The 22,705-nt window shown below is 59.3% G+C and carries 20 protein-coding genes; 10 read left to right on the forward strand and 10 right to left on the reverse strand.

The genetic code is table 11. The annotated features are described in order from the left end of the window. Positions 1 to 112: 112 nt before the first annotated feature. Together HMPREF9451_RS03890 and HMPREF9451_RS03895 are read left to right on the forward strand one after the other, a co-directional pair. Positions 113 to 1,069: an L-lactate dehydrogenase gene (locus HMPREF9451_RS03890; protein ID WP_009139006.1), complete on the forward strand. Its 957-nt coding sequence runs from the start codon at positions 113 to 115 to the stop codon at positions 1,067 to 1,069. 168 nt (positions 1,070 to 1,237) lie between these two features. Next, positions 1,238 to 2,182 (forward strand): MarR family transcriptional regulator, encoded by a 945-nt coding sequence (locus HMPREF9451_RS03895; protein ID WP_009139007.1) that lies wholly within the window; start codon positions 1,238 to 1,240, stop codon positions 2,180 to 2,182. 164 nt (positions 2,183 to 2,346) lie between these two features. Here HMPREF9451_RS03895 and HMPREF9451_RS03900 read toward each other — a convergent pair whose 3' ends face one another. The 4 genes from HMPREF9451_RS03900 to HMPREF9451_RS03915 form a co-directional block, all read right to left on the reverse strand. Beyond that, positions 2,347 to 3,063 (reverse strand): hypothetical protein, encoded by a 717-nt coding sequence (locus tag HMPREF9451_RS03900; RefSeq protein WP_009139008.1) that lies wholly within the window; start codon positions 3,061 to 3,063, stop codon positions 2,347 to 2,349. A 19-nt stretch (positions 3,064 to 3,082) separates the two neighbouring features. Then, a complete protein-coding gene (locus HMPREF9451_RS03905; RefSeq protein ID WP_009139009.1) occupies positions 3,083 to 4,927 on the reverse strand; it encodes an FAD-dependent oxidoreductase in 1,845 nt (614 codons plus the stop codon). A gap of 6 nt (positions 4,928 to 4,933) precedes the next feature. Then, positions 4,934 to 5,428: an FMN-binding protein gene (locus tag HMPREF9451_RS03910; protein WP_009139010.1), complete on the reverse strand. Its 495-nt coding sequence runs from the start codon at positions 5,426 to 5,428 to the stop codon at positions 4,934 to 4,936. A 68-nt stretch (positions 5,429 to 5,496) separates the two neighbouring features. After that, on the reverse strand, positions 5,497 to 6,126 hold the full coding sequence (locus HMPREF9451_RS03915) for a cytochrome c3 family protein (protein ID WP_009139011.1): 630 nt from the start codon (positions 6,124 to 6,126) through the stop codon (positions 5,497 to 5,499). Between the two features lie 303 nt (positions 6,127 to 6,429). Between HMPREF9451_RS03915 and HMPREF9451_RS03920 the strand changes: the two genes are divergently transcribed. From HMPREF9451_RS03920 to HMPREF9451_RS03940, 5 genes are all read left to right on the forward strand, one after another. Further along, positions 6,430 to 6,999 carry a TetR/AcrR family transcriptional regulator gene (locus HMPREF9451_RS03920; protein ID WP_009139012.1) on the forward strand — a complete coding sequence of 190 codons (570 nt, stop codon included), beginning with the start codon at positions 6,430 to 6,432 and terminating at the stop codon, positions 6,997 to 6,999. Between the two features lie 190 nt (positions 7,000 to 7,189). Beyond that, positions 7,190 to 8,188, forward strand: a complete 999-nt coding sequence (locus HMPREF9451_RS03925) for a DUF5692 family protein (RefSeq protein WP_009139013.1) — start codon at positions 7,190 to 7,192, stop codon at positions 8,186 to 8,188. A 449-nt stretch (positions 8,189 to 8,637) separates the two neighbouring features. Next, on the forward strand, positions 8,638 to 9,939 hold the full coding sequence (locus HMPREF9451_RS03930; RefSeq protein WP_009139014.1) for an O-acetylhomoserine aminocarboxypropyltransferase/cysteine synthase family protein: 1,302 nt from the start codon (positions 8,638 to 8,640) through the stop codon (positions 9,937 to 9,939). Positions 9,940 to 10,091: 152 nt separating this feature from the next. Further along, on the forward strand, positions 10,092 to 10,556 hold the full coding sequence (locus HMPREF9451_RS03935) for an RrF2 family transcriptional regulator (RefSeq protein ID WP_009139015.1): 465 nt from the start codon (positions 10,092 to 10,094) through the stop codon (positions 10,554 to 10,556). Between the two features lie 79 nt (positions 10,557 to 10,635). After that, on the forward strand, positions 10,636 to 13,914 hold the full coding sequence (locus tag HMPREF9451_RS03940; RefSeq protein WP_009139016.1) for a DEAD/DEAH box helicase: 3,279 nt from the start codon (positions 10,636 to 10,638) through the stop codon (positions 13,912 to 13,914). Between the two features lie 72 nt (positions 13,915 to 13,986). On the opposite strand, the gene HMPREF9451_RS10255 is transcribed toward HMPREF9451_RS03940, so the two are convergent. Beyond that, positions 13,987 to 14,496, reverse strand: a complete 510-nt coding sequence (locus tag HMPREF9451_RS10255) for a TetR/AcrR family transcriptional regulator (RefSeq protein ID WP_392391644.1) — start codon at positions 14,494 to 14,496, stop codon at positions 13,987 to 13,989. Between HMPREF9451_RS10255 and HMPREF9451_RS10115 the strand changes: the two genes are divergently transcribed. Next, positions 14,410 to 14,622, forward strand: coding sequence for a hypothetical protein (locus tag HMPREF9451_RS10115; protein WP_040626015.1), 213 nt, complete (start codon positions 14,410 to 14,412; stop codon positions 14,620 to 14,622). The two genes, HMPREF9451_RS10255 and HMPREF9451_RS10115, sit on opposite strands and share 87 nt — an antisense overlap. Positions 14,623 to 14,771: 149 nt before the next feature. Beyond that, on the forward strand, positions 14,772 to 16,214 hold the full coding sequence (locus HMPREF9451_RS03955) for a radical SAM protein (protein ID WP_009139018.1): 1,443 nt from the start codon (positions 14,772 to 14,774) through the stop codon (positions 16,212 to 16,214). Positions 16,215 to 16,346: 132 nt separating this feature from the next. Here HMPREF9451_RS03955 and pyrE read toward each other — a convergent pair whose 3' ends face one another. The 3 genes from pyrE to HMPREF9451_RS10200 form a co-directional block, all read right to left on the reverse strand. Next, complete coding sequence (gene pyrE / locus HMPREF9451_RS03960; RefSeq protein ID WP_009139019.1) at positions 16,347 to 17,027, reverse strand: orotate phosphoribosyltransferase; 681 nt, start codon at positions 17,025 to 17,027, stop codon at positions 16,347 to 16,349. A gap of 121 nt (positions 17,028 to 17,148) precedes the next feature. After that, positions 17,149 to 17,829, reverse strand: a complete 681-nt coding sequence (locus HMPREF9451_RS10195; RefSeq protein WP_332248951.1) for an amidohydrolase family protein — start codon at positions 17,827 to 17,829, stop codon at positions 17,149 to 17,151. Continuing rightward, the gene (locus tag HMPREF9451_RS10200) at positions 17,739 to 18,512 is read right to left on the reverse strand and encodes an amidohydrolase family protein (RefSeq protein ID WP_009139021.1); all 774 of its coding nucleotides are present in this window, start codon (positions 18,510 to 18,512) and stop codon (positions 17,739 to 17,741) included. Before HMPREF9451_RS10200 ends, HMPREF9451_RS10195 begins: the two co-directional genes overlap by 91 nt. Before the next feature lie 742 nt (positions 18,513 to 19,254). On the opposite strand from HMPREF9451_RS10200, the gene HMPREF9451_RS09380 reads away from it, so the two are divergent. Further along, positions 19,255 to 19,695, forward strand: coding sequence for a YraN family protein (locus tag HMPREF9451_RS09380; protein ID WP_009139022.1), 441 nt, complete (start codon positions 19,255 to 19,257; stop codon positions 19,693 to 19,695). A 900-nt stretch (positions 19,696 to 20,595) separates the two neighbouring features. On the opposite strand, the gene HMPREF9451_RS03985 is transcribed toward HMPREF9451_RS09380, so the two are convergent. Then, complete coding sequence (locus tag HMPREF9451_RS03985) at positions 20,596 to 21,909, reverse strand: radical SAM protein (RefSeq protein WP_009139024.1); 1,314 nt, start codon at positions 21,907 to 21,909, stop codon at positions 20,596 to 20,598. Positions 21,910 to 21,917: 8 nt separating this feature from the next. After that, positions 21,918 to 22,679: a TorD/DmsD family molecular chaperone gene (locus HMPREF9451_RS03990; protein WP_009139025.1), complete on the reverse strand. Its 762-nt coding sequence runs from the start codon at positions 22,677 to 22,679 to the stop codon at positions 21,918 to 21,920. Positions 22,680 to 22,705: the final 26 nt, after the last annotated feature.

The following is a 22,705-nucleotide window of genomic DNA, read 5'->3' on the forward strand; positions in this document are numbered from 1 at the left end:
TTCGTGCGCTGTGCATTGTACTACGGAAGAGTATCCTTGACGGCTCGCGGCTGCTCGTATAAAGTCCCGCCGATACCGCATGCATACTTGAACAACCTTCCGAGGAGGAAACATGACAAAATCGGTCAACGATAGGAAAGTGGCCATCGTCGGATGCGGATTCGTCGGATCGTCCTCGGCATTCGCTCTCATGCAAAGCGGACTTTTCAGCGAGATGGTTCTCATCGACGTAGACCGTGACCGCGCAGAGGGAGAAGCCCTCGACATCAGCCACGGATTGCCTTTTGCACGACCCATGAACATCTACGCGGGAGATTACGACGACGCATCGGACGCCGCCGTAACCGTCATCACAGCGGGCGCGAACCAAAGGCCGGGAGAAACGCGCCTCGACCTCGTGAAGAAAAACGTCGCCATTTTTAAGACCATCATCCCCGAAATAGCAAAGCGCCACTACCAAGGCATCGTTCTTATCGTCTCGAACCCCGTCGACGTGCTCACGTACGTCACCATCAAGCTCTCGGGGCTGCCGCTCGGGCGCGTGCTGGGATCGGGCACCGTGCTCGACACCGCCCGTTTCAAATACGCCCTCGGACAGCACCTCGGCGTAGATCCCCGCACGGTTCACGCGCGCATCGTCGGCGAGCACGGCGATAGCGAGATCGCCGTCTGGAGCACGGCGAACGTAGGGGGCGTGCCCATCAACTCCTTCTGCGAGCTGAGAGGCTTCTACGAGCACGAAGAGTCGATGAGACGGATTGCCGAAGGGGTGAAAAACAGCGCATACGAGATCATCGACAAGAAGAACGCCACCTATTACGGCATCGCCATGACCGTCAAGCGCCTGTGCGAAGCGATCGTGCGCGACGAGAAATCGGTACTTCCCGTATCGAACCTCATGGAAGGCGACTACGGCCTGGACGACGTGGTGCTCAGCATGCCGGCCATTATCGGCCGCGGAGGGATAGAGCAGAAGGTGCCCATCAGCCTCAGCGAGGAGGAGCACCACAAGCTTGAAAAGTCGGCCGCGGCCCTGCGCGCCGTCATCGACGAGCTCGATCTTTCGTAGCGGCAGCGCACGACCTGCACCGTGCAAGACGACAGGATCAAACTCTTTAGAGCCGAAAGCTCGCATGGAAACTTTGCGACGATGCGGATGCAAGCGCGCATACATCCTTTCTGCGGGGTTAGCATATTGTTTCATCAGTGAACGATTATCACGCGCAAGAAAGACACCATGAGCCCTCGAAAAGAAAACCTCACGCTCGATTCGGCCTACTTCGTTGCCTTCGAGATGACGCACGATGCGCTTAAGCGAGGCCTCAAGTCGGCAAGCGAGCTGAGCATCACCCAGTACCGCATGCTCGTAAAGCTCGCGGCAGCAGGCGGAAAGACCGCGCAGGCAGACCTCGGAAGAATCCTCGACCTCAAGCCCAACGTCGTCACGCAGGCTGCAAACGCACTGGAAGAAGCAGGGTTTGCACGTCGCGAAACCGACGATGCGGACGCTCGCTCGAAATCGATTACGGCGACGCAGAATGGGATTTCCCACGTCGCGTCCGTGAACAGGTCTATTGTTGCATGCCTTTACGCTCTCTTTCCCACCGAAGACGCTTCATGGAGGGCCATCCTCGAAACGTCCATCGACGCATGCTCCCATATAGACCCGCCAGTGTCCGAGCGCGAAGCGACCGACTACCCAGCATCGCGCGCACTCGCCGCGCTCGAGCGATTCAGAATCGCCATCGAAGCACGGCTGAGGCAAGCATGCGGAGCATCCTTTAGCGAATGCCGCGTCATGCAGCTTCTCGACGAAGCGCAGCGTCCTTTGAGAATCGGCGACATAGCCGCGCAACTGCGTTTGTCGACGGTGAACGTGGCGCGCGCCGTCGACAGGCTCTCCGACCGAAACTGGGTGCGAAGGATGGGGGCCTCCCGCGACCGCAAGGCCGTTTTCGTCAACGTCACCGATGAAGGACTCGAGAAACAACGCGTCATTGCGCGCACAATCGACGATTTGGGACGCAGCCTTCTCTGGAAACACCTCGATCGCGCCGAGCGAACGGCTGTCAGAGAAGTGACCCGCACGGTGATCGAAGGGCTTCGTCTCCGGGAATACGAGAAGGGCCTGACCCCTATCGACGAACTCCGCCCCCTGGGCGAAACCTCCGCCCGCCGATAACGTCTTTGCAGCCCTGGCAAACGAATCTGAAGCGAAAAAGGGTCGCGAAGTTCTTCTTCACGACCCTTCTCTTATAGTGCATGCATATCTCGGAAACACAAGCAGGCACGCGGCCCGAACGCCGAATGAAACGCCAGCGCGAAAGACGCGCCGCCCGCTCGGCGTTAGCCCTTCTGCGCAACGTGCCACGAGCCGGCAACGATGGCAGCATTGGCCGCCAAATCGGCGGCAAGCCACCCAAGCACATACGGCACGCTTACAGACACGCTGTTCAGCGCCGAGAACGTGCCGACCGTGAGCAGCATGACCACGAAGCCGCATCCTGCCGTGGCGAGCAGAAGGTTCCTCGTCAAAGAGCACGCCGACCCTGAGCGCACGATGCAGGCATGCACGGCCATCGAGGCGGCCGCAAGCAGCGTGCCGATGAACGCCGCAAACGCGATAATGCCCGCAACCATAACCGGAAGGCTCGGCATCTTCGAGCTCATCGAGGCAACCTGCACGCCGCTCAGAATGCCGTTTGCCACGATCATCAGGCAAACGAACGCGACGAAGGCGGTTGCCCACCCCCACAGAAAAGCCGTGGCAGGCCTGGCCGGAATGCCGCCTTTGCGCGTCAGGTACCCGTACAAGACGACCCCGGCCGTCGAAAGCACGAGCGCCAGCGAACCGGCGAAGACGAACGCGATAAACGCGGACCCAGTGAGAATGGAGCAGACGACGTCGAGCAGGGCCACTCCCGACGCGGAGATATAGTCGTAGGCGATAGTTCCGGTCATGTCCATGACCCACAGACCAATCCTGCCCAAAAGCGCGATTACGAGAGCGATAGAGAACAGCCCCGCGTACGGACGCGCCATGTCTTTCATAAGTTTTGCCATGTCGGTCTCCTATCCGGTTCTAGTCGCGATCGATTTCGTGCTCGACAGCCGAGGTTCCGCACAGATACCCGCCGCAAAACGCCAAGCCCACATCGCCCATGAGCGAACCGAGAATGGGATCGCCCACATAGCTGTTCTCGCCGCATGCGCCCCCGGCCGTGTGCCAGCCGGCGTAAAGCCCCTTGATGGGAAGGCCGTTGACGCCCATGACCTGCATGTCCTCGTTGATGGCAAGGCCCGCTTTCGTGCCGTAGAGGTTTCCCCCGATTCGGCATCCGTAAAACGGCGGCTCGCTCACGACGTGCAGCCACTCTTTTGGCATGGGATAGAGATAGTCGTCCTCTCCGCGCTCGCATGCTTCGTTCCACTTCTGCACGGCTCCCACCAGCACGCCGGGCTCGAAGCCCAGATCGGCCTCAAGCTCCTCGAGCGTGTCGCGACGCTTGAGAACGTCGGCATCGATGGCATCCTGGACCCCGTGATGCCAATCGCGGTAATGCTCGGGAACTTTCTCGATCTGCTCGAGATCAGGCGTGATGAGCTTGCGGCAATGCTCCTGCGCGAATCCCGCCAAATGGTCTTCGTAGTTCGCGTCGAAAATGATGTAGGAGCGATGCCCCGGAGGCGTCATTTGTATCGTTGCAAGATCGCCCAAGGCGTAGATGGCATTCGCCCCGTCTTCCCCGACACGGCTGTCCATATAGCGCAGGCGGTTGCCGCAGCGGTCTATCGTCAGCCACGGCTGGCGCGAAAGCTGCGTCATGCCGTCGTAGAGAAAGCGCGCCCACTGGCCGCCTTCCGCCTCCCAGTCGACACCGCCGTCGAAGCTTGCCGAGCTGTTGAAGCCCGACACATCAGCGCCCACGCCAAGGCCCATGCGAAAGCACTCTCCTGTCTCGCCGAGCGTGAGGTAGCTCGACGCGCAGCCCATTGCGGCCGTGGGGATGTAGCGGTCGAGAAGCGCCTTGTTGTTGCAGAAGCCGCCCGCCGTCAAGATGACCGCAGCCGTCGCATGCACGAAGACCTCGCGCTGGTAATCCTCTTTACACACCACGCCGACGACGCGCCCCGTCTCGTCTTGCACAAGCGCGACGGCGGGAGACTGGAAATGGTAATCGACGCCTTTGCGCTGCCCGTAGTTGAACATTGCGTCGGTCGCATCCTTCATCTTGAGTACGTGATGATCGAGGGTGGCGTTCTTCGGGGCGACATACACCGGCACTTCGCCCAAACGCCACTGCACGCCGCATTCCGCCATCCAGTCAAGGCTCGGCCCGCCCTGTTCGGCGATCTTGTAGATCAACTTGGGATCTGCAGCATAATGGTATTCGTCCATCGCCCAATCGGTAAGCGCCTTCGCATCGAAAGGATACGACGGAAAGGCGAAGCGCTTCGACTCCTGCATTTTCGAGCCCCCCAGGATGCCGCACATGCCGGCCTCCTGAGCATTGCCCCCGTGAAGGCCGGCCGCCTCCACGCAGATGACGCTTGCGCCAAGCTCGGCCGCACGCGCGGCCGCGTTAAGCCCGCCTCCGCCTGCTCCCACGACGCAGATGTCGCATTCGTAGTCCCAGATAGAAGGAACCGGACGCGGCTCGATGGGCGACGCGTCGTTGGCGGGAAACGTCGCCGCGTTGTGCTCTCGATACGTTCCGTCCGAAGCCGATGCGTTGCCCTTCGGGCTAGGCGGAACCTCGACCTCGGAAGATCCGTCAGCAGACCAGTCGCCGATCACGCCTTCTTCGACCGCGTAGGCCGCACGGCTTACCGTCGACGATGCGACAACGGCGCCTGCGCCCGCCATAGCGGCGCGAGCAAAAAAATCTCGACGGGATAGCCCCTTGGTGGTTTCGTTGTTCATCATAGTCCCCTATTCGCCCTCGGCCGCGGCGTCGTCGTTTTTCATCTCCGCTTGCGCCAATGCATCGTCGATGGCCATCTTCACGCCAGCCGTGGTAATGGTCGCCCCGCTGATCGCGTCGATATCGGAGCCTTGGGCGGCATCGATCATCGCGGCGAACTTTCCATCGCGAATGGCCTCGTAGCCTCCTCGGCTCTGGCTTTCCCCCTCCTGGGTGACCTCGAGACACGTCACGTGATTGTCATCGAGAAGCAGCGTCACGGTGACAAGGCCCTCCATGGCCGTCCCTTTGCCCGTATAGACGCCGTCTGCATACGAGCCATCGGCTTGAGCGCGAGCCTGCTCCCTCGACTGAACGGCCCACGGATCGTCGATGCGCATGGCAAGCTGCTCTGCGCTTGCAGCGTCCTTGGAGCCCGACCCCTCGAACGACGCGCCGCATCCTGTCAAGCCCAGCATGAGCGCGGCGGCGGTTCCTAAGACGACCTGGCTTTTCCCCTTCATACAACCTCCCCTCGGAAACGCGGCGCTTCATGCGCCGCGTGCGTTTTTCTTGGTGCATGCGCCGCCTGTTAGACAGGATCGGTCCAGCCCTGCGGCGTTTCGTAATCGTGGCACGTGTTGCAGTACATGTTCGAAGCCTTATGCACGCCATGGCAGTTGCTGCAGTCGATCGGCGTACCCTGGTGGGAATCGTGAGGGTTCACGCCCTCCTCTCCGCCCCAATCCTGGGTCGCCGCCATAACGTCCTGCATGTCGTGGCACTCGGGCGTCGCGCACATCTTCTCGTCCGCCGTCACGCCGACGGTGGCGATATCGCCGCGTTCGTCCACCTCGAAGTCGCCCTTCACCCAGGCAATCCCCTCGGCAATCTGCTCATCGATCTTGGGCTCATGGCATTGAAGGCACGTGGTGCCTTCGCGATAGTGGGCGTTGGCGCAAAGCGTCTCGTCCTCGTAATAGCCCTCAACGTAGTTGTCCATGGGCACGTGGCATATGGCGTTGCAGAAACTTGGCTGCTCGTGCCAGACGAAAAAACCCGCTGCGGCAAGAGCCACGACCGCTGCGACGCATCCAACCGCGATGGGCCACCTCCTGCGAACCCGACCCCGCTTCTCCTGCGCGTTCGAGGCCGTCTCGGACAAGGCGTCCTTCTGCGCCGGCGGCGCAGCGGCGAAGCGCCTCTTTTCCTCTTCTCCCATATCTCCTCCCCTCTCTTATTTGCTTCACTGAAGTTTATATTTTGCTACTTCGGTGAACTTTATGCGGCGCACTATATCATGCTCGCTTCCGGGAGAAAATAGCTTTTGTTCAGGTATTTATCAGGATCGACGATTCGTCAAAACTGTACATTGACGCAATGTCAAACTGAGGCGTATTCTGCTCTCATCAAGGGAATAGCGGCCCGCCGCGCAAGGGGAACGCGCATGGTAGGCAGGCCGTCTAAAGCGTCGGGCTATACTGCGCACAGTGCGCGGCATAGCCCGATTCGAGGGGAGATGCCCATGAACCGCCGCGAGCAAATCATCGCGTGCACACGAGAGCTTTACGAGGAAAAAGGCCTCACGAAGACCTCCGTGCAAGACATCGCCGACAAGGTCGGTGTCGCGCGCAGCCTGTTCTACCATTACTTCACCGACAAAGACGACGTGACCTCCGCCGTGCTCGACTCCTACATCGAAGAGTTCCTCGCCATGCTCAAAGCCTGGAACGAGCAGCGAATCGAAGGCGACGTGGAACATGCGCTGCACACGCTCGTTCCTGTTTTGCGAAGAGGTCTTTTCGACAGGGATTCCTTCCGACGAGCCCTCGCCTCTCGCGAGAACGCAGCCCTCTACATCGACTTCATCAACAGGGTCGCAGATAAAGCGACGAACTACATCATCACGACGACGGTCGAGGACTACGGGCGCCTGCACGAGATTCGCATCGACCACGTGTACGAAAGCTTTTACATGCTGACTTTGGGCGTTGTTGGCTACCTGCGAACGCACCCCGACGCCGATGACGGCGTCACCGAAGACGTCATCGCGCAAAGCCTGCATCTCGACAGAAGCAAGCCTGCACCCGCCTAGGCCCAATCCACGCTAAACCGCGCATCGACGCGTCCATATTCATAGCCGCGTTTGCGATCGCACCGCGCGACCGCTCAGTTTTCGACGCAAAAAAACAAGCCGCATCGAAAAAACGCGGCGCGATCACGCCGGGAAAGGAGGCACGTCCCTCTACGGCATTCCAACCGATTTCTATGCACAAGGAGTTCTCATGCTATTCGACGTCTACGGCGACACCGCCGTCTTCCAATGGGTCGGATGGGTCATCGTATTCGTGGGCCTCATCCTCATGAACGAATTCGCGCGCCGCACCAAAGCGGGCGGAATCATCTGCTTCCTGGTGATACCCGCTATCCTGACGGTCTATTTCATCGCCATCAGCGTAAGCGCTGCCGCCGGCGCGCAATGGGCCCTCGACAACCCCACCTACACCGATATGAACAGCTGGTTCCACTACGCGAAGCTTTACGCCGCAACCATCGGCTGCATCGGCTTCATGGCGCTGAAGTATCGTTGGGGCAAAATCGGCAAGAGCCACTGGTTCAAAGCCTTCCCCTTCGTGATCGTTGCCATCAACATCCTCATCGCCGTGGTGTCTGACTTCGAAAGCGCCGTCCGAGCCTTCGGCACCACATGGGTTTCCACGGAAGGCGTCACCCTGTACGGTGGCTGGCATAACGTCTTCAACGGCATCGCCGGCATCCTGAACATTTTCTGCATGACCGGCTGGTGGGGCATTTACGTCTCCAAGAAAAAGCAGGATATGCTCTGGCCCGACATGACATGGGTCTTCATCATCGCCTACGATCTGTGGAACTTCTGCTACACCTACAACTGCCTACCTACGCACTCTTGGTACTGCGGCCTGGCGCTGCTTCTGGCCCCCACGGTAGCCAACGCGCTCTGGAACAAGGGAGGCTGGATTCAGAACCGCGCTTACACGCTCGCCATCTGGTGCATGTTCTGCCAGGTCGTTCCCATGTTCGCCAATGACAGCATCTTCGCCGTCAACTCCGTGAACAACCCGAATATCAACCTCGCGGTCTCCGTCATCGCGCTCCTGGCAAACATCGCCGCCCTTGCCTACATCGCATATCGCGCCAAGAAGCTCGGCGTCAATCCTTACACGCACGAGGTCTTCGTCGGAACGCGCGACTTCGTGAAGGCCATGAGCCGCCGTGAAGATGCGGGAAATGACGCCGTCGCATAACGGCAACAGACCCGCGCAGCTTTAATGGCCCTCGAAGCGACATAAGCCAGCTCGAAAGCCGCCCAGGCCCCGCCCTTTGCGCCGCAGCAGAGGACGGGGCTTTTTCGCATACGACATGCACCCCCCCTGTTTCTCGTTCATTAACAATTCCTGAAAAAACTAATTCATACCTATCTTATATGCTTTCTTCGGTATTATCTCGGCATTCCGAGAACAAGACGACAGGAAGAAGGAGGCAGGCATGAAGACGTACGCGAATCCGTTCTGCAATACGGTCTTTTTACGCCAATGCGGGCGAATGCCGTACTCCCGAGCGCTTTTCCCAGCGGCCGGCACACGTCTTCTTCCTAGGTAGCAGCCATACGACGCACGCCGTTTTCGCCGCGCGCTCGGGAGCCTTTCGACCAAAACAAACTCTCAACCGTCCAAACGGACACGAAAGGACCCCCATGTCTGCCACGCCACGCGATACATACCGTTTCGAAACGCTTCAGCTTCACGTCGGCCAGGAACAGCCGGACCCCGCCACGGGCTCTCGCGCCGTGCCCATCTACCAGACCACATCCTACGTCTTCGACGACTGCGCCCACGCCGCCGCCCGCTTCGGCCTGTCGGATGCGGGAAACATCTACGGCCGACTCACCAATTCCACCCAGGACGTCTTCGAACGACGCATTGCCGCGCTCGAAGGAGGAACCGCCGCGCTTGCCCTCGCTTCGGGCGCAGCGGCGATCGCCTACACCATCCAGGCGCTCGCCCAGGCAGGAGGGCATATCGTCGCACAGAAAACCGTATACGGCGGCACGTACAACCTGCTTGCGCACACGCTCGACCAATTCGGCGTTGAAACCACATTCGTCGACATCCACGATCTCGGCGCGGTGGAGTCGGCCTTGCGAGAGAACACCAAAGCGGTCTACATCGAAACGTTCGGCAACCCCAACTCCGATATCCCCCGCATCGACGAAATCGCCCAGATCGCCCACCGCCACGGCGTTCCCCTTGTCGTGGACAACACCTTCGCCACGCCTTACCTGCTCCGTCCGATAGAGCACGGCGCCGACATCGTCGTCCACTCGGCCACGAAGTTCATCGGAGGCCACGGCACCGCCCTCGGCGGCGTCATCGTCGACGGCGGCACCTTCGACTGGACCCGAAGCGACGCGTGGCCGGCCATAACGAAACCCAATCCGAGCTATCACGGAATATCTTTCGCGAAGGCTGCAGGGTCCGCCGCCTTCGCGACCTACGTGCGTGCCATCCTCCTGCGCGACACCGGCGCCTGCATCAGCCCTTTTAACGCATTCCTCCTTCTTCAAGGAACCGAGACGCTCAGCCTGCGCGTGCAGCGCCACGTCGAAAACGCCGAAGCGGTAGCAGCATATCTCGCGCAAAGGCCCGAGGTCGAGCGCGTGAACCATCCGAGCCTGCCGGACCATCCCGACCACGACACATACCGTCGGCTTTTCCCGCACGGTGGCGCATCGATATTCACCTTTGAGATCCGCGGAGGACAGCAGGCCGCTTGGAAGTTCATAGACAACCTGCGCCTCTTCAGCCTGCTCGCCAACGTGGCAGACGTGAAGAGCCTGGTGATACACCCAGCAAGCACCACGCATTCCCAGCTTTCGGAATCCGAGCTGCAGCAAGCATCCATCACGCCTTCGACCGTGCGGCTCTCCATTGGCACCGAACACATCGACGACATTATCGCCGACCTCGACCAGGCCTTCGCCGCGCTGCAAAGCTAAAGCGGCCCCTCGGCGGTCGGGGTTCCATCGACAAAACAGCGGCCTTCGCAGGGCACGGATCGGCAAGGCCCGTGACGCTCGCCGAAAGGGACGATTTCCCTACGGCCAAAATGCTACCATTGTGGCATCAAAGCACTGCCAAGGAGGCCGCCATGATGATCTCGACAAAAGGACGCTACGCGATGCGCCTCATGATTGACATCGCCGACCATGAAGACGGCAGCCCGGTCTCTCTCAAAGAAGTCGCGAACCGCGAGGACATGCCGGTGAAATACCTCGAACAGCTCGTACGCCCCCTTACGCGCGACGGCATTCTCCGTAGCGTGAGGGGGCAACGGGGCGGCTATCTTCTTGCGCGCAGCGCATCCGACATTTCGGCGGGCGATATCCTGCGCTGCGTCGAAGGCAGCATAGCGCCCGTAGCGTGCCTCTCTCAGCAGACGGTCTGTCCGCGCAAAGACGCCTGCACGACATTCTCTTTCTGGCAAGGCCTCGATGCCGCGATCGACTCCTACGTGGACTCGGTCGCGCTCGAGCAGCTTCGCGCCCCTCATGCACCCTCGTGCAAAGAACTTCGAGGCCTTTCCGAGCGCGCAGGCGAGGCGCAAAGCGCCTAGGAGCGACGTCCGCTTGCTCTTGCCGACAGACGCCGCATCTTCTAATATCGAGGATTGCCATCTCGTCGGAAGGAGCACGATGGTTTCTGAGCAGAAGCTCGAGGAGCAATGCCCCCCGAAAACATTTCAGAGAGCACGCCTTATCGCGGCATCCGGCCAAAGCATCCTCACGAAGAAGTGTCGCTTCGACCAGGCGGGAACCCACCTTTCGGCGTTCGTGGCATCAAGCCGCGGATGGAACGACAGCTACCGAACCTCGATCACGCTCGACGAGACGAGAGGTCTGATCAAAGACTACGCCTGCACCTGCCCCGCCGCCATGCAATACGATGCCCCGTGCAAGCACTGCATGGCGCTGGCGATTTCCTATTCCATGAAACCCGAGCGTTTTAGCGGATATAGATCGCATAGAAAACCGGAAACGACCCCGTGCCTCGCAGAATTCATCAAGCAAAGCGACATTGCACGTTCAGCCTCCTTTTGCAACGAAATCGACATCGAACCGACCCTGGTCTACGGATACCGCGCATGGTCCGCGCATTTCAAGGTCATCGGCCCGAACGGCTCATACGTCATGAAAAACATCGCGGATTTCGCCGAGCGTATGGAGCAAGGGGTCTATCACTCTTACGGAAAAAACCTCGCCTTCGTCCACACGATGGACGCGTTCACCCCAAGGGGAAAAGCCCTCTGCTCGCTCATCGCCCGAGCCGTTGCCTCGCGAAAGCGGTCTTCATACGCGCACGCATGGGGGGCTCGGCCGCAGGAAATGCCCGCGCGCACGATACATCTGACCGATTACGAAACCGTCGATTTGCTCGATGCCCTGAAAGAACGTCCCTTCGTCGTCGAGGGAGCAGACGTCAGCATTCGTTCGAAGACCCTCGCGCACACCGTCAACGAAGATCCAGAGCTGACCGTCCGGTTCGTCAAGGAGCCGCAAGGCGGGTTCTCCGTACAGCGCGACGACGACCTCGTCTTCATAACCAGTGGAAACAGGATGTACGTCTGGCATGACGACGTCTTCTACAATTGCAGCGACGATTTCGCTCGAAGCGCCGCCTTCCTGAAAACCGTCTACGAAACCGAATCGGACCTGCTCTACATTTGCGAGGACGACCTTCCTCTTTTTTGCGCAGCGGCGCTGCCCGCCATAGAGGAGCACCTCGACGTAAGCGCCCCTGAAGAGCTCGACTCCTATCGACCCATCCCCGGGTCAGTCGAGCTGTACTTCGACAAGACGCCGAAAAGAATCGTATGCGACGCTCGCGTATCATACGGCCCGTTCACGCGCATCCTGCGAGAAGGGGCATGGATTTGGGAAAAGCCCGCTGCGCCTCTTCCCCTGCCCGACGATGCGCTTGAGGCGCAAACCTCGAGCCTTCTTGAGCGGTATCTGCATCACGCGCCAAGCGGGAGCGGCGCCACTCGCGGTCTCGAGCGGTTCTCGGCGTATATTGAAATGAACGATTCCGACCGCGTCGGGCGACTTCTTTTCGAAGGGCTGAAGGAGTTCAAACAGCGAGCGGCCGTGTTCACCACGCCGTCGTTCGACCTGCTGATATCGGACAAAAAGCCCACCGTAAGCATGGGGGTATCTCTTTCCGGAAACCTCATCAACCTGGACGTATCCGCAACGGACCTGCCCAAAGAAGAGCTTGCGAGTCTGCTCGCCAGCTACCGCCTGAAGAAGAAATACCATCGTCTGAGAAACAACGTCTTTCTCGACATCGCCGAGCTCGACCTGGCGCAGCTCGACCGCATCGCGACAGATCTCGACATCTCGGCCGACCAGCTCGCAAGCGGCTCCGTAGAGCTTCCGGCGTATCGCGCGTTCTATCTCGACGACGAGCTTCATGACGCGCGCAAAGACGGCGCCTTCGAGCGCTACATCGAACAGTTCCATCCCACCGATCCGTCCGCCTATCGTGTGCCCGAATCGCTTCATGCGACGCTGAGGCCCTATCAGCGCGAAGGATTCGCGTGGATGAACGCATTGGCAGACATGGGATTCGCGGGAATACTCGCCGACGAGATGGGGCTTGGAAAATCCATCCAGTTCATCTCGTTTGTCCTCTCGCGCATCGACGAGATCAAAAGCACCGCTCCCGTGCTCATCGTATGCCCTGCATCGCTCGTGTTCAATTGGGCGGACGAGTTCGCCCGCTTCGCTCCTTCGGTTAGCGTAGAGCCAATCGTCGGAACGAAAAGGGAACGCGCTGCGGCGCGCCGCAAAAAAGGCATCGACGTCATCATCACATCGTACGACCTGATGCGCATAGACATCGAGGACTACCTCGACACGACGTTTTTCTGCCACGTTCTCGACGAGGCACAATATATCAAAAACCACGGCACGCTCACCGCGCGCGCCGTTAAGCGCGTGCACGCAAAGCATCGCTTCGCGCTTACCGGAACCCCCATGGAAAACCGACTCAGCGAAATCTGGAGTATCTTCGATTTCCTCATGCCGGGATTTCTCGGGTCGTACATGCGTTTCAGGGAGCGATTCGAACTCGACATCATCGGAGGCGACGAAAACGCCGCCGAGCGCCTGCAGAAGATCGTAGGCACTTTCATGCTCAGAAGAGTGAAAAGCGAAGTCCTTCCAGAACTTCCCGACAAGCTGGAATCAGCCGTTCTCATTCAGATGACCGACAAGCAGCGGCGTCTCTATGACGCCCACGAGCAACACTTAAGGGAGTCTTTGACGGCTCAGCGCTCACGACGAAAGCATGGCGACGAAAGCAAGCCGGCGGCGACCGTCGAAGTCCTTGCGGAGCTCACCCGCCTTCGGCAGATCTGCTGCGACCCGCGTCTTTTGCTGGAGGATTACAAAGAGCCCGGAGCCAAGATAGCCGCCATAGCGGACCTGATAGAGTCAGCGCGCAATGAGAATCAGAAAACGCTCGTGTTCTCCCAGTTCACAAGCTTTCTCGAGCTTATCGCGGAGAAGCTCGACTCGCTGGATGTACCTTATTTCACCATCACAGGCGCCACTCCGAAAAAGCAGCGTATCGCCATGGTCTCTCAATTCAACCAAGACGATACGCCCGTGTTCTTGGTCTCGCTGAAGGCGGGAGGAACAGGGCTCAACCTTACCGGGGCTTCGGTCGTCATCCACGCTGACCCATGGTGGAATGCGGCAACGCAGAACCAGGCGACGGATCGAGCGCACCGCATCGGACAGAAGCGCGTCGTGAGCGTGCACAAGGTCATTGCACGCGGCACCATCGAAGAGAGGATTCTCAAGCTTCAGGAGGCCAAAAACGAGCTCGCCGACAAGGTCGTGGGCAGCGAAGGCGTGACGCTTGCGGGATTATCACGCGATGACCTCATAGGGTTATTGTGCGGCTGACGAAGGACTGACGGCGTTTCGGCTCTTAGCGGCCTTCGCCAATCTGGTCTATCTCCTGTATGCATACGTCGATCAGCCGGCCTGACATGTCGAAGATATCCTCGAGCGGCACCGCCATGCCTCCTTTGAACCATGCCCCGTACGCACCGAGAATGAAGCCGACCAGAGCCGAGACGTGTATTTGAAGCATCTCGTCCGACATGGAAAGCGAGATGGCTTCGCGGCGTTTGATTTCCTCGGCGAGCGGCTTGCCGATTCTGTCGAGGGCAACGTCGACGGACACGCCGCCAAGAAGCCTCGCAAGCGACGGAAGAATATTTTCACCGCTCCGTTCACGCCGGCGAAAAACACCCTTGCGTCCGGCTTCACGGATTCGGAGCCCTCTTCGCTTTCGCAATCCTGCAATCGCCGCTGCATGTCCAGCTCGACTTCGTCGAGAATCCCTCCGACAAGCTCCCCCACCCTGTCGTCGATCATATCCTCGATAGAAGAGTAATGCAGATAGAAGGTTTTGCGGTCTACGTCCGCTTCGCGAGCAAGCTCGCTGATGGTGATTTTCCCATAATCCTTCTCCTGGGCAATCCTGTCGAAAGCCTCGAACAAGGCGCGCTTCGTTTTCATGACGCGACGATCGGTCTTCTTCTGTTTCGCATTCGCTACATAATCCATATATCGTTTCCCCTCGGTTCGTTCATGGATGGCGATTAATGCTCAAGGATGGAGTTCTTGGCAATTGCTGCTGTTCTGTATCTGAATATAATCCACAGTTGTAGATAAAACAACGCCATAATTGCCCGAATCATCAAGCAGATCGGCAAGCGAGCCATATGGCGGAAAAGCAGGGGGAGGCAGCTACAATGACCGCAAGCGACAATGTGAAGCGCATCGCGCTCGACAAGCTTATCGACTACATCATGAAAGATCCGAAAGGACGCACCGACACCATCATGGACATGCTCGAACCGCTTCTGCCCGCATCGCTTTTCCCAGAGCAGCGAAAGGCGTTTCGCTCGGCATTCGAGCAGAAGAACAACTGGTATCAGCTCATCATGAAAATCCTCGACATGAACGAAGAAGTCATGCCGGATTTGATAAAGACGTTTCTCGTCGAGGCAAACTTTCTTGCCTGGCCGAAGCAGGAAGAAGCCAGAAACAGGCACGAGTGCAACATCCCCTGGGCGATTCTTCTCGATCCGACAAGCGCCTGCAACCTTCGCTGCACGGGGTGCTGGGCGGCCGAATACGGCCACAAGCTCAATCTGAGCTTCGACGACATCGATTCAATCATAGAACAGGGCAAAGAACTCGGCGTCCACGTTTATATCTACACGGGAGGCGAGCCGCTCGTACGGAAAAAGGACCTTATCGCCCTTTGCGAGAAGCATCCTGATTGCGCGTTTCTGTGCTTCACGAACGCGACTTTGATCGACGAGAAATTCTGCCAGGATATGATTCGCGTAAAGAACTTCGTCCCGGCGATAAGCGCCGAAGGCTCAAAGGAAACCACCGACGCACGCCGCGGCGAAGGCACCTACGATAAGATCGCGCAGGCCATGGCGCTGCTCAAAAAGCACCGGCTCCCTTACGGAATCTCGGCCTGCTACACCTCCCAAAACGCCGATGCGGTTGCTTCGGAGGAATACTTCGACTGGATGATTGACCAGGGCGCTCTTTTCTGCTGGATTTTCACCTACATGCCCGTCGGAACCGAGGCCGTCGTAGACCTCATGCCTTCCGTGGAACAGCGCCGACACCTGTACGATTTCGTGCGGGAAATGCGCCAGAAAAAGCCTCTTTTCACGCTCGATTTCCAAAATGACGGCGAATTCGTCGGCGGGTGCATAGCAGGCGGAAGAAGATATATGCACATCAACGCCGCAGGCGACGTAGAACCCTGCGTATTCGTCCATTACTCAAACGCAAACATACACGAGGTATCGCTCCTCGAAGCGTTGAAGTCGCCAATATTCATGTCCTACTATCGAGAGCAGCCGTTTAATGACAATCTATTGCGCCCCTGCCCCATGCTTGAAAACCCCGACGCCCTCGAAAAGATGGTAAAGGATACAGGCGCCCGCTCAACCGACCTGCAGCACCAAGAATCAGCCCACGACCTGTGCGACAAATGCAGGCCTTTCGCTCGGGAGTGGGCCGTTGAGGCAGAAAAGATTTGGAACGATTCTTCGGAAAAGCTCTATTCCAAAAGGATGAGCTCCACCCAGGGCATGGCTGAAAGCGACATGGAGAAATTCGAGCGCATCCAACGACCCGGTCGAACGAAGCGCGATATGACGCGTTAATCACGTAAAAGACTTCAGAATTCGCGAAAGGCACGGCAAACTACCGTGCCTTTCGATTTTTCGGCGCAAAATCAGTGCGTATATCGATTCGCATCAACCCTCGAAATCAAGCAGCTTTTTGCCCTGAAGGTGCTATTTCACACCATACTGTTCGTAATACGCGTCGATAGCAGCCTTGAGGTCATCGTCGATGACAACCTTGCCCTGGCATTCGCGATTGTACAGGTGCTCGGTCACCTCCGCCATGCTGACAATGGAAGCAACCGGGAAACCGTATTTCTCCTGAACCTCCTGCTGCGCGGTCACGACGCCGCCTTTGCCAACCTCCATGCGATTGAGGCTGACGATAAGGCCCTTGACTTCCACGTTTGCCGCATCCATCAGTTTCGGATAGGTTTCGTCGATAGATTTTCCAGACGTGGTGACGTCTTCAACCATGATGACGCGATCGCCGTCCTGAAGCTCGTAACCAAGCATGCCGCCCTTGTCAGCGCCGTGGTCCTTGACTTCTTTGCGGTCGGAGCAGTAGCGAACCTCTTTGCCATAAAGCTCGTGAAGAGCAATCGCAGTCACAACGGACAAGGGGATGCCCTTGTAAGCCGGGCCGAACACGACGTCAAAATCGAGACCGAAATTATCATGGATGGCGCGAGCATAATACTCGCCCAGACGCTTGAGCTGCTCACCGGTCACATAAGCACCCGCATTCATGAAAAACGGCGATTTACGACCGCTTTTAAGCGTAAAGTCGCCAAACTTCAACACGTTGCTTTCCACCATGAATTCAATGAACTCGCGCTTGTAATCTTCCATGCTATCTCCTTTTCCGATAATCGTCCCATTGCCCGAACCAACGGATGCGGCGTTCGCAGGACGTCCTTGCCCGGTCCGCAGAACGCGGCATGCAGCAAACCCGATTCGCAGCCGTAATGATTCATGATACCGCATTCCCGCAAGGCGAATCTCCCGTGCGCGCCGGCTGCTCCATTATCCAATCGAGCTCCGCGTCGATGCGCTCCAGGCGCTTGACGCGGAGGTCCTCGACGAGCGCGCCGCGCGCCATGACGTAGAGAGGACGCCGCAGGGCCGAAAGGTCATCGAGCGGATCCCCTTCCGTGACGACGATATCGGCGTCGTACCCCTTCTCCACAAGCCCCGCAACATCGCCCAGCCCAAGCAGCTCGGCGTTGACCCTGGTCGCGGTATGCAACGCGAAGGCATTGCCGACGCCCGCGTATTTCGCGAAATACGCGACCTCGCGCCACATATCGTAATGCGTGACGTAGGGACAGCTGGAATCGGTGCCCAGGCCGACCGGTATGCCCTGTTCAAGAGCCGTGCGGGCGCCTTCGACAATGCCTGCGCACACGATATCGCCGTTGAGCTTCTGGACCTCCGTGGAATGCGTCTTGGAAGGATCGAGCAGCGCGAAGGGAAGCGCGGGGGAAATCGTGCACGTCAGAGACGGCTTGCGCCCTTTCAGCTGCGCGACGCCGCTGCGATACAGCCCGACGATTTCGGGCGTCATAGGCGCGCCGTGCTCGATGGTGTCGACCCCCGACTCCAAAGCGACGCGCACGCCCTCCGTGCTCTCGACGTGCGCCATGACGGGCAGGCCCGAATCGTGGGCGGCCCTGCATGCCGCTTCCGCAACCTCGAGCGGCATCCTGAGAACGCCCGGCTCCCCGGCTCGACGGCATCGAAGACCCCGCCCGTGATGAAAAGATTGACGACATCGGCCCCGCGCGCCGCAAGGTCGCGTACCTGCTCGGCAGCCTCTCGGGGAGATTCGGCGACCTGGGCGAAAAGGCCTGCGCCATGCCCGCCGGGAACGGTCACGCCCGTGCCGGGCGCGACGATGCGCGGGCCGATATAACGCCCCTTCTCGATATCGTCGCGCACGGCGATATCGGAGAACAAAGGGTCACCCGCACCGCGCACCGTGGTCACCCCGCTTGCCAGCTGGGTCCGAGCATGCTCTTTTACGATGCGGCGCAGAACGGCGCGGCCGAGCGGGTTGTCGAGCATCTTCATGAGCGACCCCGCTCCGCCCGCCGAAACAGGCTTGCCGGAACCGCAGAAATGAACGTGCATGTTGACGAGGCCAGGCATGAGATAGGCCCCGTTCAGATCGATGACGCGCGCGTCGCCCGGCTGCGATGCGGCGCCGTTCGAGGCGACATCCGATATCTTTCCGTCTTCGACGACGACGGTCGTATGAGGACGAGGCTCCATCCCCTTCGTGCCGTCGAGAACGGTCGCGTCAATGAAGACGACTTTCGAAGAAGGGCGGGCCATATTTACCTCCGTACGAAAACGCGGCGTCCGATACGTACCTATTGTACACGTCGGACCAAACGAGCCCCGCAACAATCGACGGCAGCAACGTCATGAGGGATTCGAGATGCCAAAAGCCTTCCGCAATGAATGAGTGGGAATAAAATCCCAGGCAAACGGCAAGCCACCAGATTTTATTCATGGTGGCGCAGAGTGTTGCAGGATGTTGCAGAAAGCGCCAAGCCACCTGACAAATTGAAGAATAGTTGATGAGACGAAGCTCCGAAATCAGCGATTTACGGAGCTTCTTTTATGCCTTTTCACCTGCGATTTTGATTCGGATTTATTCTGCGGGGTGGATGGCTATGTAGACAGATTGACTATTTGACTCGCGCTGCGACGCCCTGCGACTTTCTGCAACAGCGCAAAGCCACCTGAAACTATCGTCTTCGCCCAGTGGGGCGCAAAATGACCCCTTCCGAATCAATTTCGAATCAATCTGCAATTTCGAGCTTCGTTTTCGCAAAAGCAGAGGCTAGTTCCGCATGGAACCCGCAGCCGCGCAAGGGCGCGACGCTTTTTCAAACAATTAGCCCGGTGAAGAAGAGTCCGAGACGGCCGAATTCTTCGAAAAACTGACATCGGGAGATACTGATACCAAGACCGCCTCCGCTTGTCTCCCTTGCGCTTGCCGAGAAACCCCTGCGGCCCTCGTGCCACAAGGCTTAGGCAAAGGGCTAAAGCCAAGTTGAAAGGAGTCGAAATGACTAATTTGCAGGAACGCGCCATCAAGGCAGCCGAGAGGTTCGTCGAGCGTCGAGGCATGGAGGTGATGAACGCCGAGTGGAAGTCCGAGGACGGCGGCGCCATCGACCTGGTGGCACTCGAGGACGAGGCGGTCGTGTTCATCGACGTCAACGCTCGCAGCGGCGCCGACAAGGGAATGCCGGAGGAGAACATCCCCGCAGTCCGCGAGCGCATGGAGACCAACGCGGCCAAGTGGCTTGCCGAGAACGCCGACGACGAGCGATTCGTGAACGTGAGCTCCTGCGATACAGACGCTCGAGATACTTCGCGTCCGGGATGCTCGCGAACTTCCCAGACGGGCCACGGTTGCAATCCTTGCATGCGAGAACGAGATTCCAGACCCCCGTCAAGATCGACGCCCGTCATTTCTCCCGAAAGGACGTGCGGAAAGAAATGATCCACGTCGCAAGGCGCGCGATCGGGTCCCTCTGCCTCGAGCGACACGAACGCGTATTCTACACGGGGCGGCTCGTCGCTGAAAACAAGCTTCGGGGCTTCATCCGTCTTCCGTCCCATTGCGGCAATCGAACCGAAACAGTAAAAGCAGCGGCCCTTCTGATAACCGTTCAACGCGACGCGCGCCGACGTAACGTTCCTTCTGCGCAAACCGCCATCAAACATGATCCGCCGGGTCTCTCCATCATAGGAAAGAAGGCCAGGGCTGACGCCGGTCTCCCAGGCGGTCTCGACGAGGCACCATCGCGATTCGATTTCTTGAAGGATGCTGGCCGCCTCGGGCGAATTCGCCAGTTCGAAGATCTCGTCGGTAAGGACGAGACGTTTCGATCCCCTCGAAAAATCCTTTTCGAAAATCTTACCGGCACATCCCCTTTGCCTACCGTGTGGAAGGCATCGAGAACGTTGTCGAAACCAAGATCGACGACCGCGGAAATAAGCCGATCGTATATCTCCGAGCCTTTCGCGTAGCCCACGCAGGCGTCCATGAACCTGCTTGAACGGCTGGTCGTCTGTCGAGGATTGCTTCCCGCATGCTCGACAAGATGCTTCGTGTAAGGAACGGCGAGCTGGTTGAGCGTCACGGAATCCCTATTCTGACCCGCCAGGTCGAAAAGCGCTTTAGCAAGGGCGAATTTATAGGATGCGGTATTGCGCCCGAAAAGAATCACGCTGCGGAAACTGGACTCTTCGACGGGTCCCGTAGCAAGGTATTCGTCTACAGGCTTCCTCTCCAACGTCAATCCCCCTCTCGACGCAGCCTGATCCGTCTCGCAATCGAACGATTCGGCCGAGGCGGCCTTTCGCGGAAAACGAACGTAGAGGCTTCTTCGGTCGTATTCTACGCCTCTATCCGCGCGATCGAAGCCGCCTCGCGGTCCGTCCGCAGTTCCCGCACGCCGATTTCGCGCAAATACAGCTCGCCGGCCTCGCGCCGCTCGAACACGTTAGCGCTTTCGGCCAACGCCGCGCCGGGACATGCCTCGCGCGCCGCCGCCGCCATGGCTAGCGGAAACGCGATGCTCGGAACGCCCTCGTCGACACTGCACGAAACGCCCTCGCTCTGCGCCCATTCAAGCACGGGCCGCACATCGGGCCCGAACGCCTTGGCGCACTTCAGCAAACGGTCGCCCGCATCGGCCGAAAACCACGCATATCGCGAATGCACGGCATCGTCGCAGATGAACACCTTGTTCTGTTGGTATATCTGACCTGTGTTCTTGTTATCCGAGCTGCAGTAATGCACGCCCAGTCGCAGTTCATCGCGCGCGGCGTGCTCCAGCAGCGCCAACGCCTCGGCTTCGCTGCCGGCAACGGGCACGCCGCCTCCATACCAATAGTCGTACAGGTAATCGAACGGGTGCTTGCGCAGTTCGAAGCCGCGTTCGCGGAACGCCTCCGCGTTGCACAGAGGAAAGCAGAACTCCAGCAGGTTCACTCCGCGCACGCCCATGGCGTCCAGCCGAACGAGCAGATTCTTCATCTCGGAAAGCGTGCCGGGTATCACCGGCATCTCGACCATCACGTCGGGCAGCGCCTCCACCGCAGCCGCCATGCAGCCGAACACCGGCGCATCGGCGCGCGAAACATCTTCGGGCTTGATGCTGAAGCGTATCTCGTCGAGCCCCGACCGGGCCAACGCGGCCAAACAGGCGTCATCCAGCAAGTCGCCGCACGTATACAGGCGCACATGCACGCCCGGATACAGCGCTTTCGCACGGCCCACGAACGCAAGCACCTGCTCCTTGTGCAGCAGCGGCTCGCCGCCCGTTATCGCCAAATGGCCGAAGCGCGCGCCCGCCGCGGCGGCTTGCTCCAATTCTCCTGCGATGTCCCGGCTATGCGACGAAAAGTACTCGTAATCGTCCTGATTCGGATTGAAGCAGAAATAGCAGCTTCGCGTGCAGCGCAAATCGACGAAGAACGTAGCGGCGCGCTCGCCCGTGCGACAGGCCAGGCACGCAGGCGAGATCCACCCCCTCCACAGCGAGGCACCGCCGTTCTCGCATCGGCATCCGCACGCCGCCGCCGTTCGAGCGCGGCGTGCGCGCGGACACGATTCCGTCGCCTCGAAGGGAATTCCGTACTCCGCAACCGCATCCTCGTAATCGCGCTCGACCCGATCGAATGCCTTCGCGTACTCGCGAATATCCACCGCTCCTCCTAGGCCTTCCGCTGCCCCGCGAGCGATTCCGCTGCCTCGCGAACACACGCCTCGTCGATATGGGCGAACGCCGCCATCGCGCCCGCGAACGCGCCGTAGTATGCACGCTCGTCGTTTCGAATCACCTTGTCGGCAAACGCATCGACCCACGTCAACATGTGCTTTTGCATGAAACCAGCCTGAACGCGCAGCGTCTCCTTCATTCCTGCATCGTCGCCGTCGGCGAATTCCTCGTATGCGCGCCGGCACATCCGCGCCATGTAATCCATCATCGCCGCGATATGGTCGTCGGGAAAGCGTTTTTCGGCCTTCAGCCTAAATCCGGCCCGATGGTAATAAGAGCGCACATCAAGCGTGCTGGCCCGAAACAGCATGCCGTCCGCATTGACGTACGGAGACTCCCAGGGGCGCACGTATGCGGCGCCGGGAACCTGGAACAGCTTCGGATAGTCGTCCCGCATCGCCTGCGCGGCGTCCGCCGCGGCGCCGGGATCCGCATGCCGCCCGATGCACGAAACCGCGTCCTCAGCGCATTCGCCAAGCGTGCGCTCGGAAGCGCCGATGCGCCTGCTCGCAAGCGCCCCATCAGCACGGACCCGGTCGTCGAGCCATGCCAGGGCGTCCTGTGCGACGGTGCCGAACAGCCGGTCGGCAGACGCCCTGTCCGTGCCTCCGCCGAACACTGCATGGAACATGCCGCACAGATACGCGCGGCGCGCCAGCATCATGGCGATGCGCCTTTCCTGCTCTCTGGTTTCCATTCCGCCCCCCCTTTTTTTCGCCGCCG

The organism is Slackia piriformis YIT 12062, assembly GCF_000296445.1.
In the GTDB taxonomy this organism is placed as follows: domain Bacteria; phylum Actinomycetota; class Coriobacteriia; order Coriobacteriales; family Eggerthellaceae; genus Slackia; species Slackia piriformis.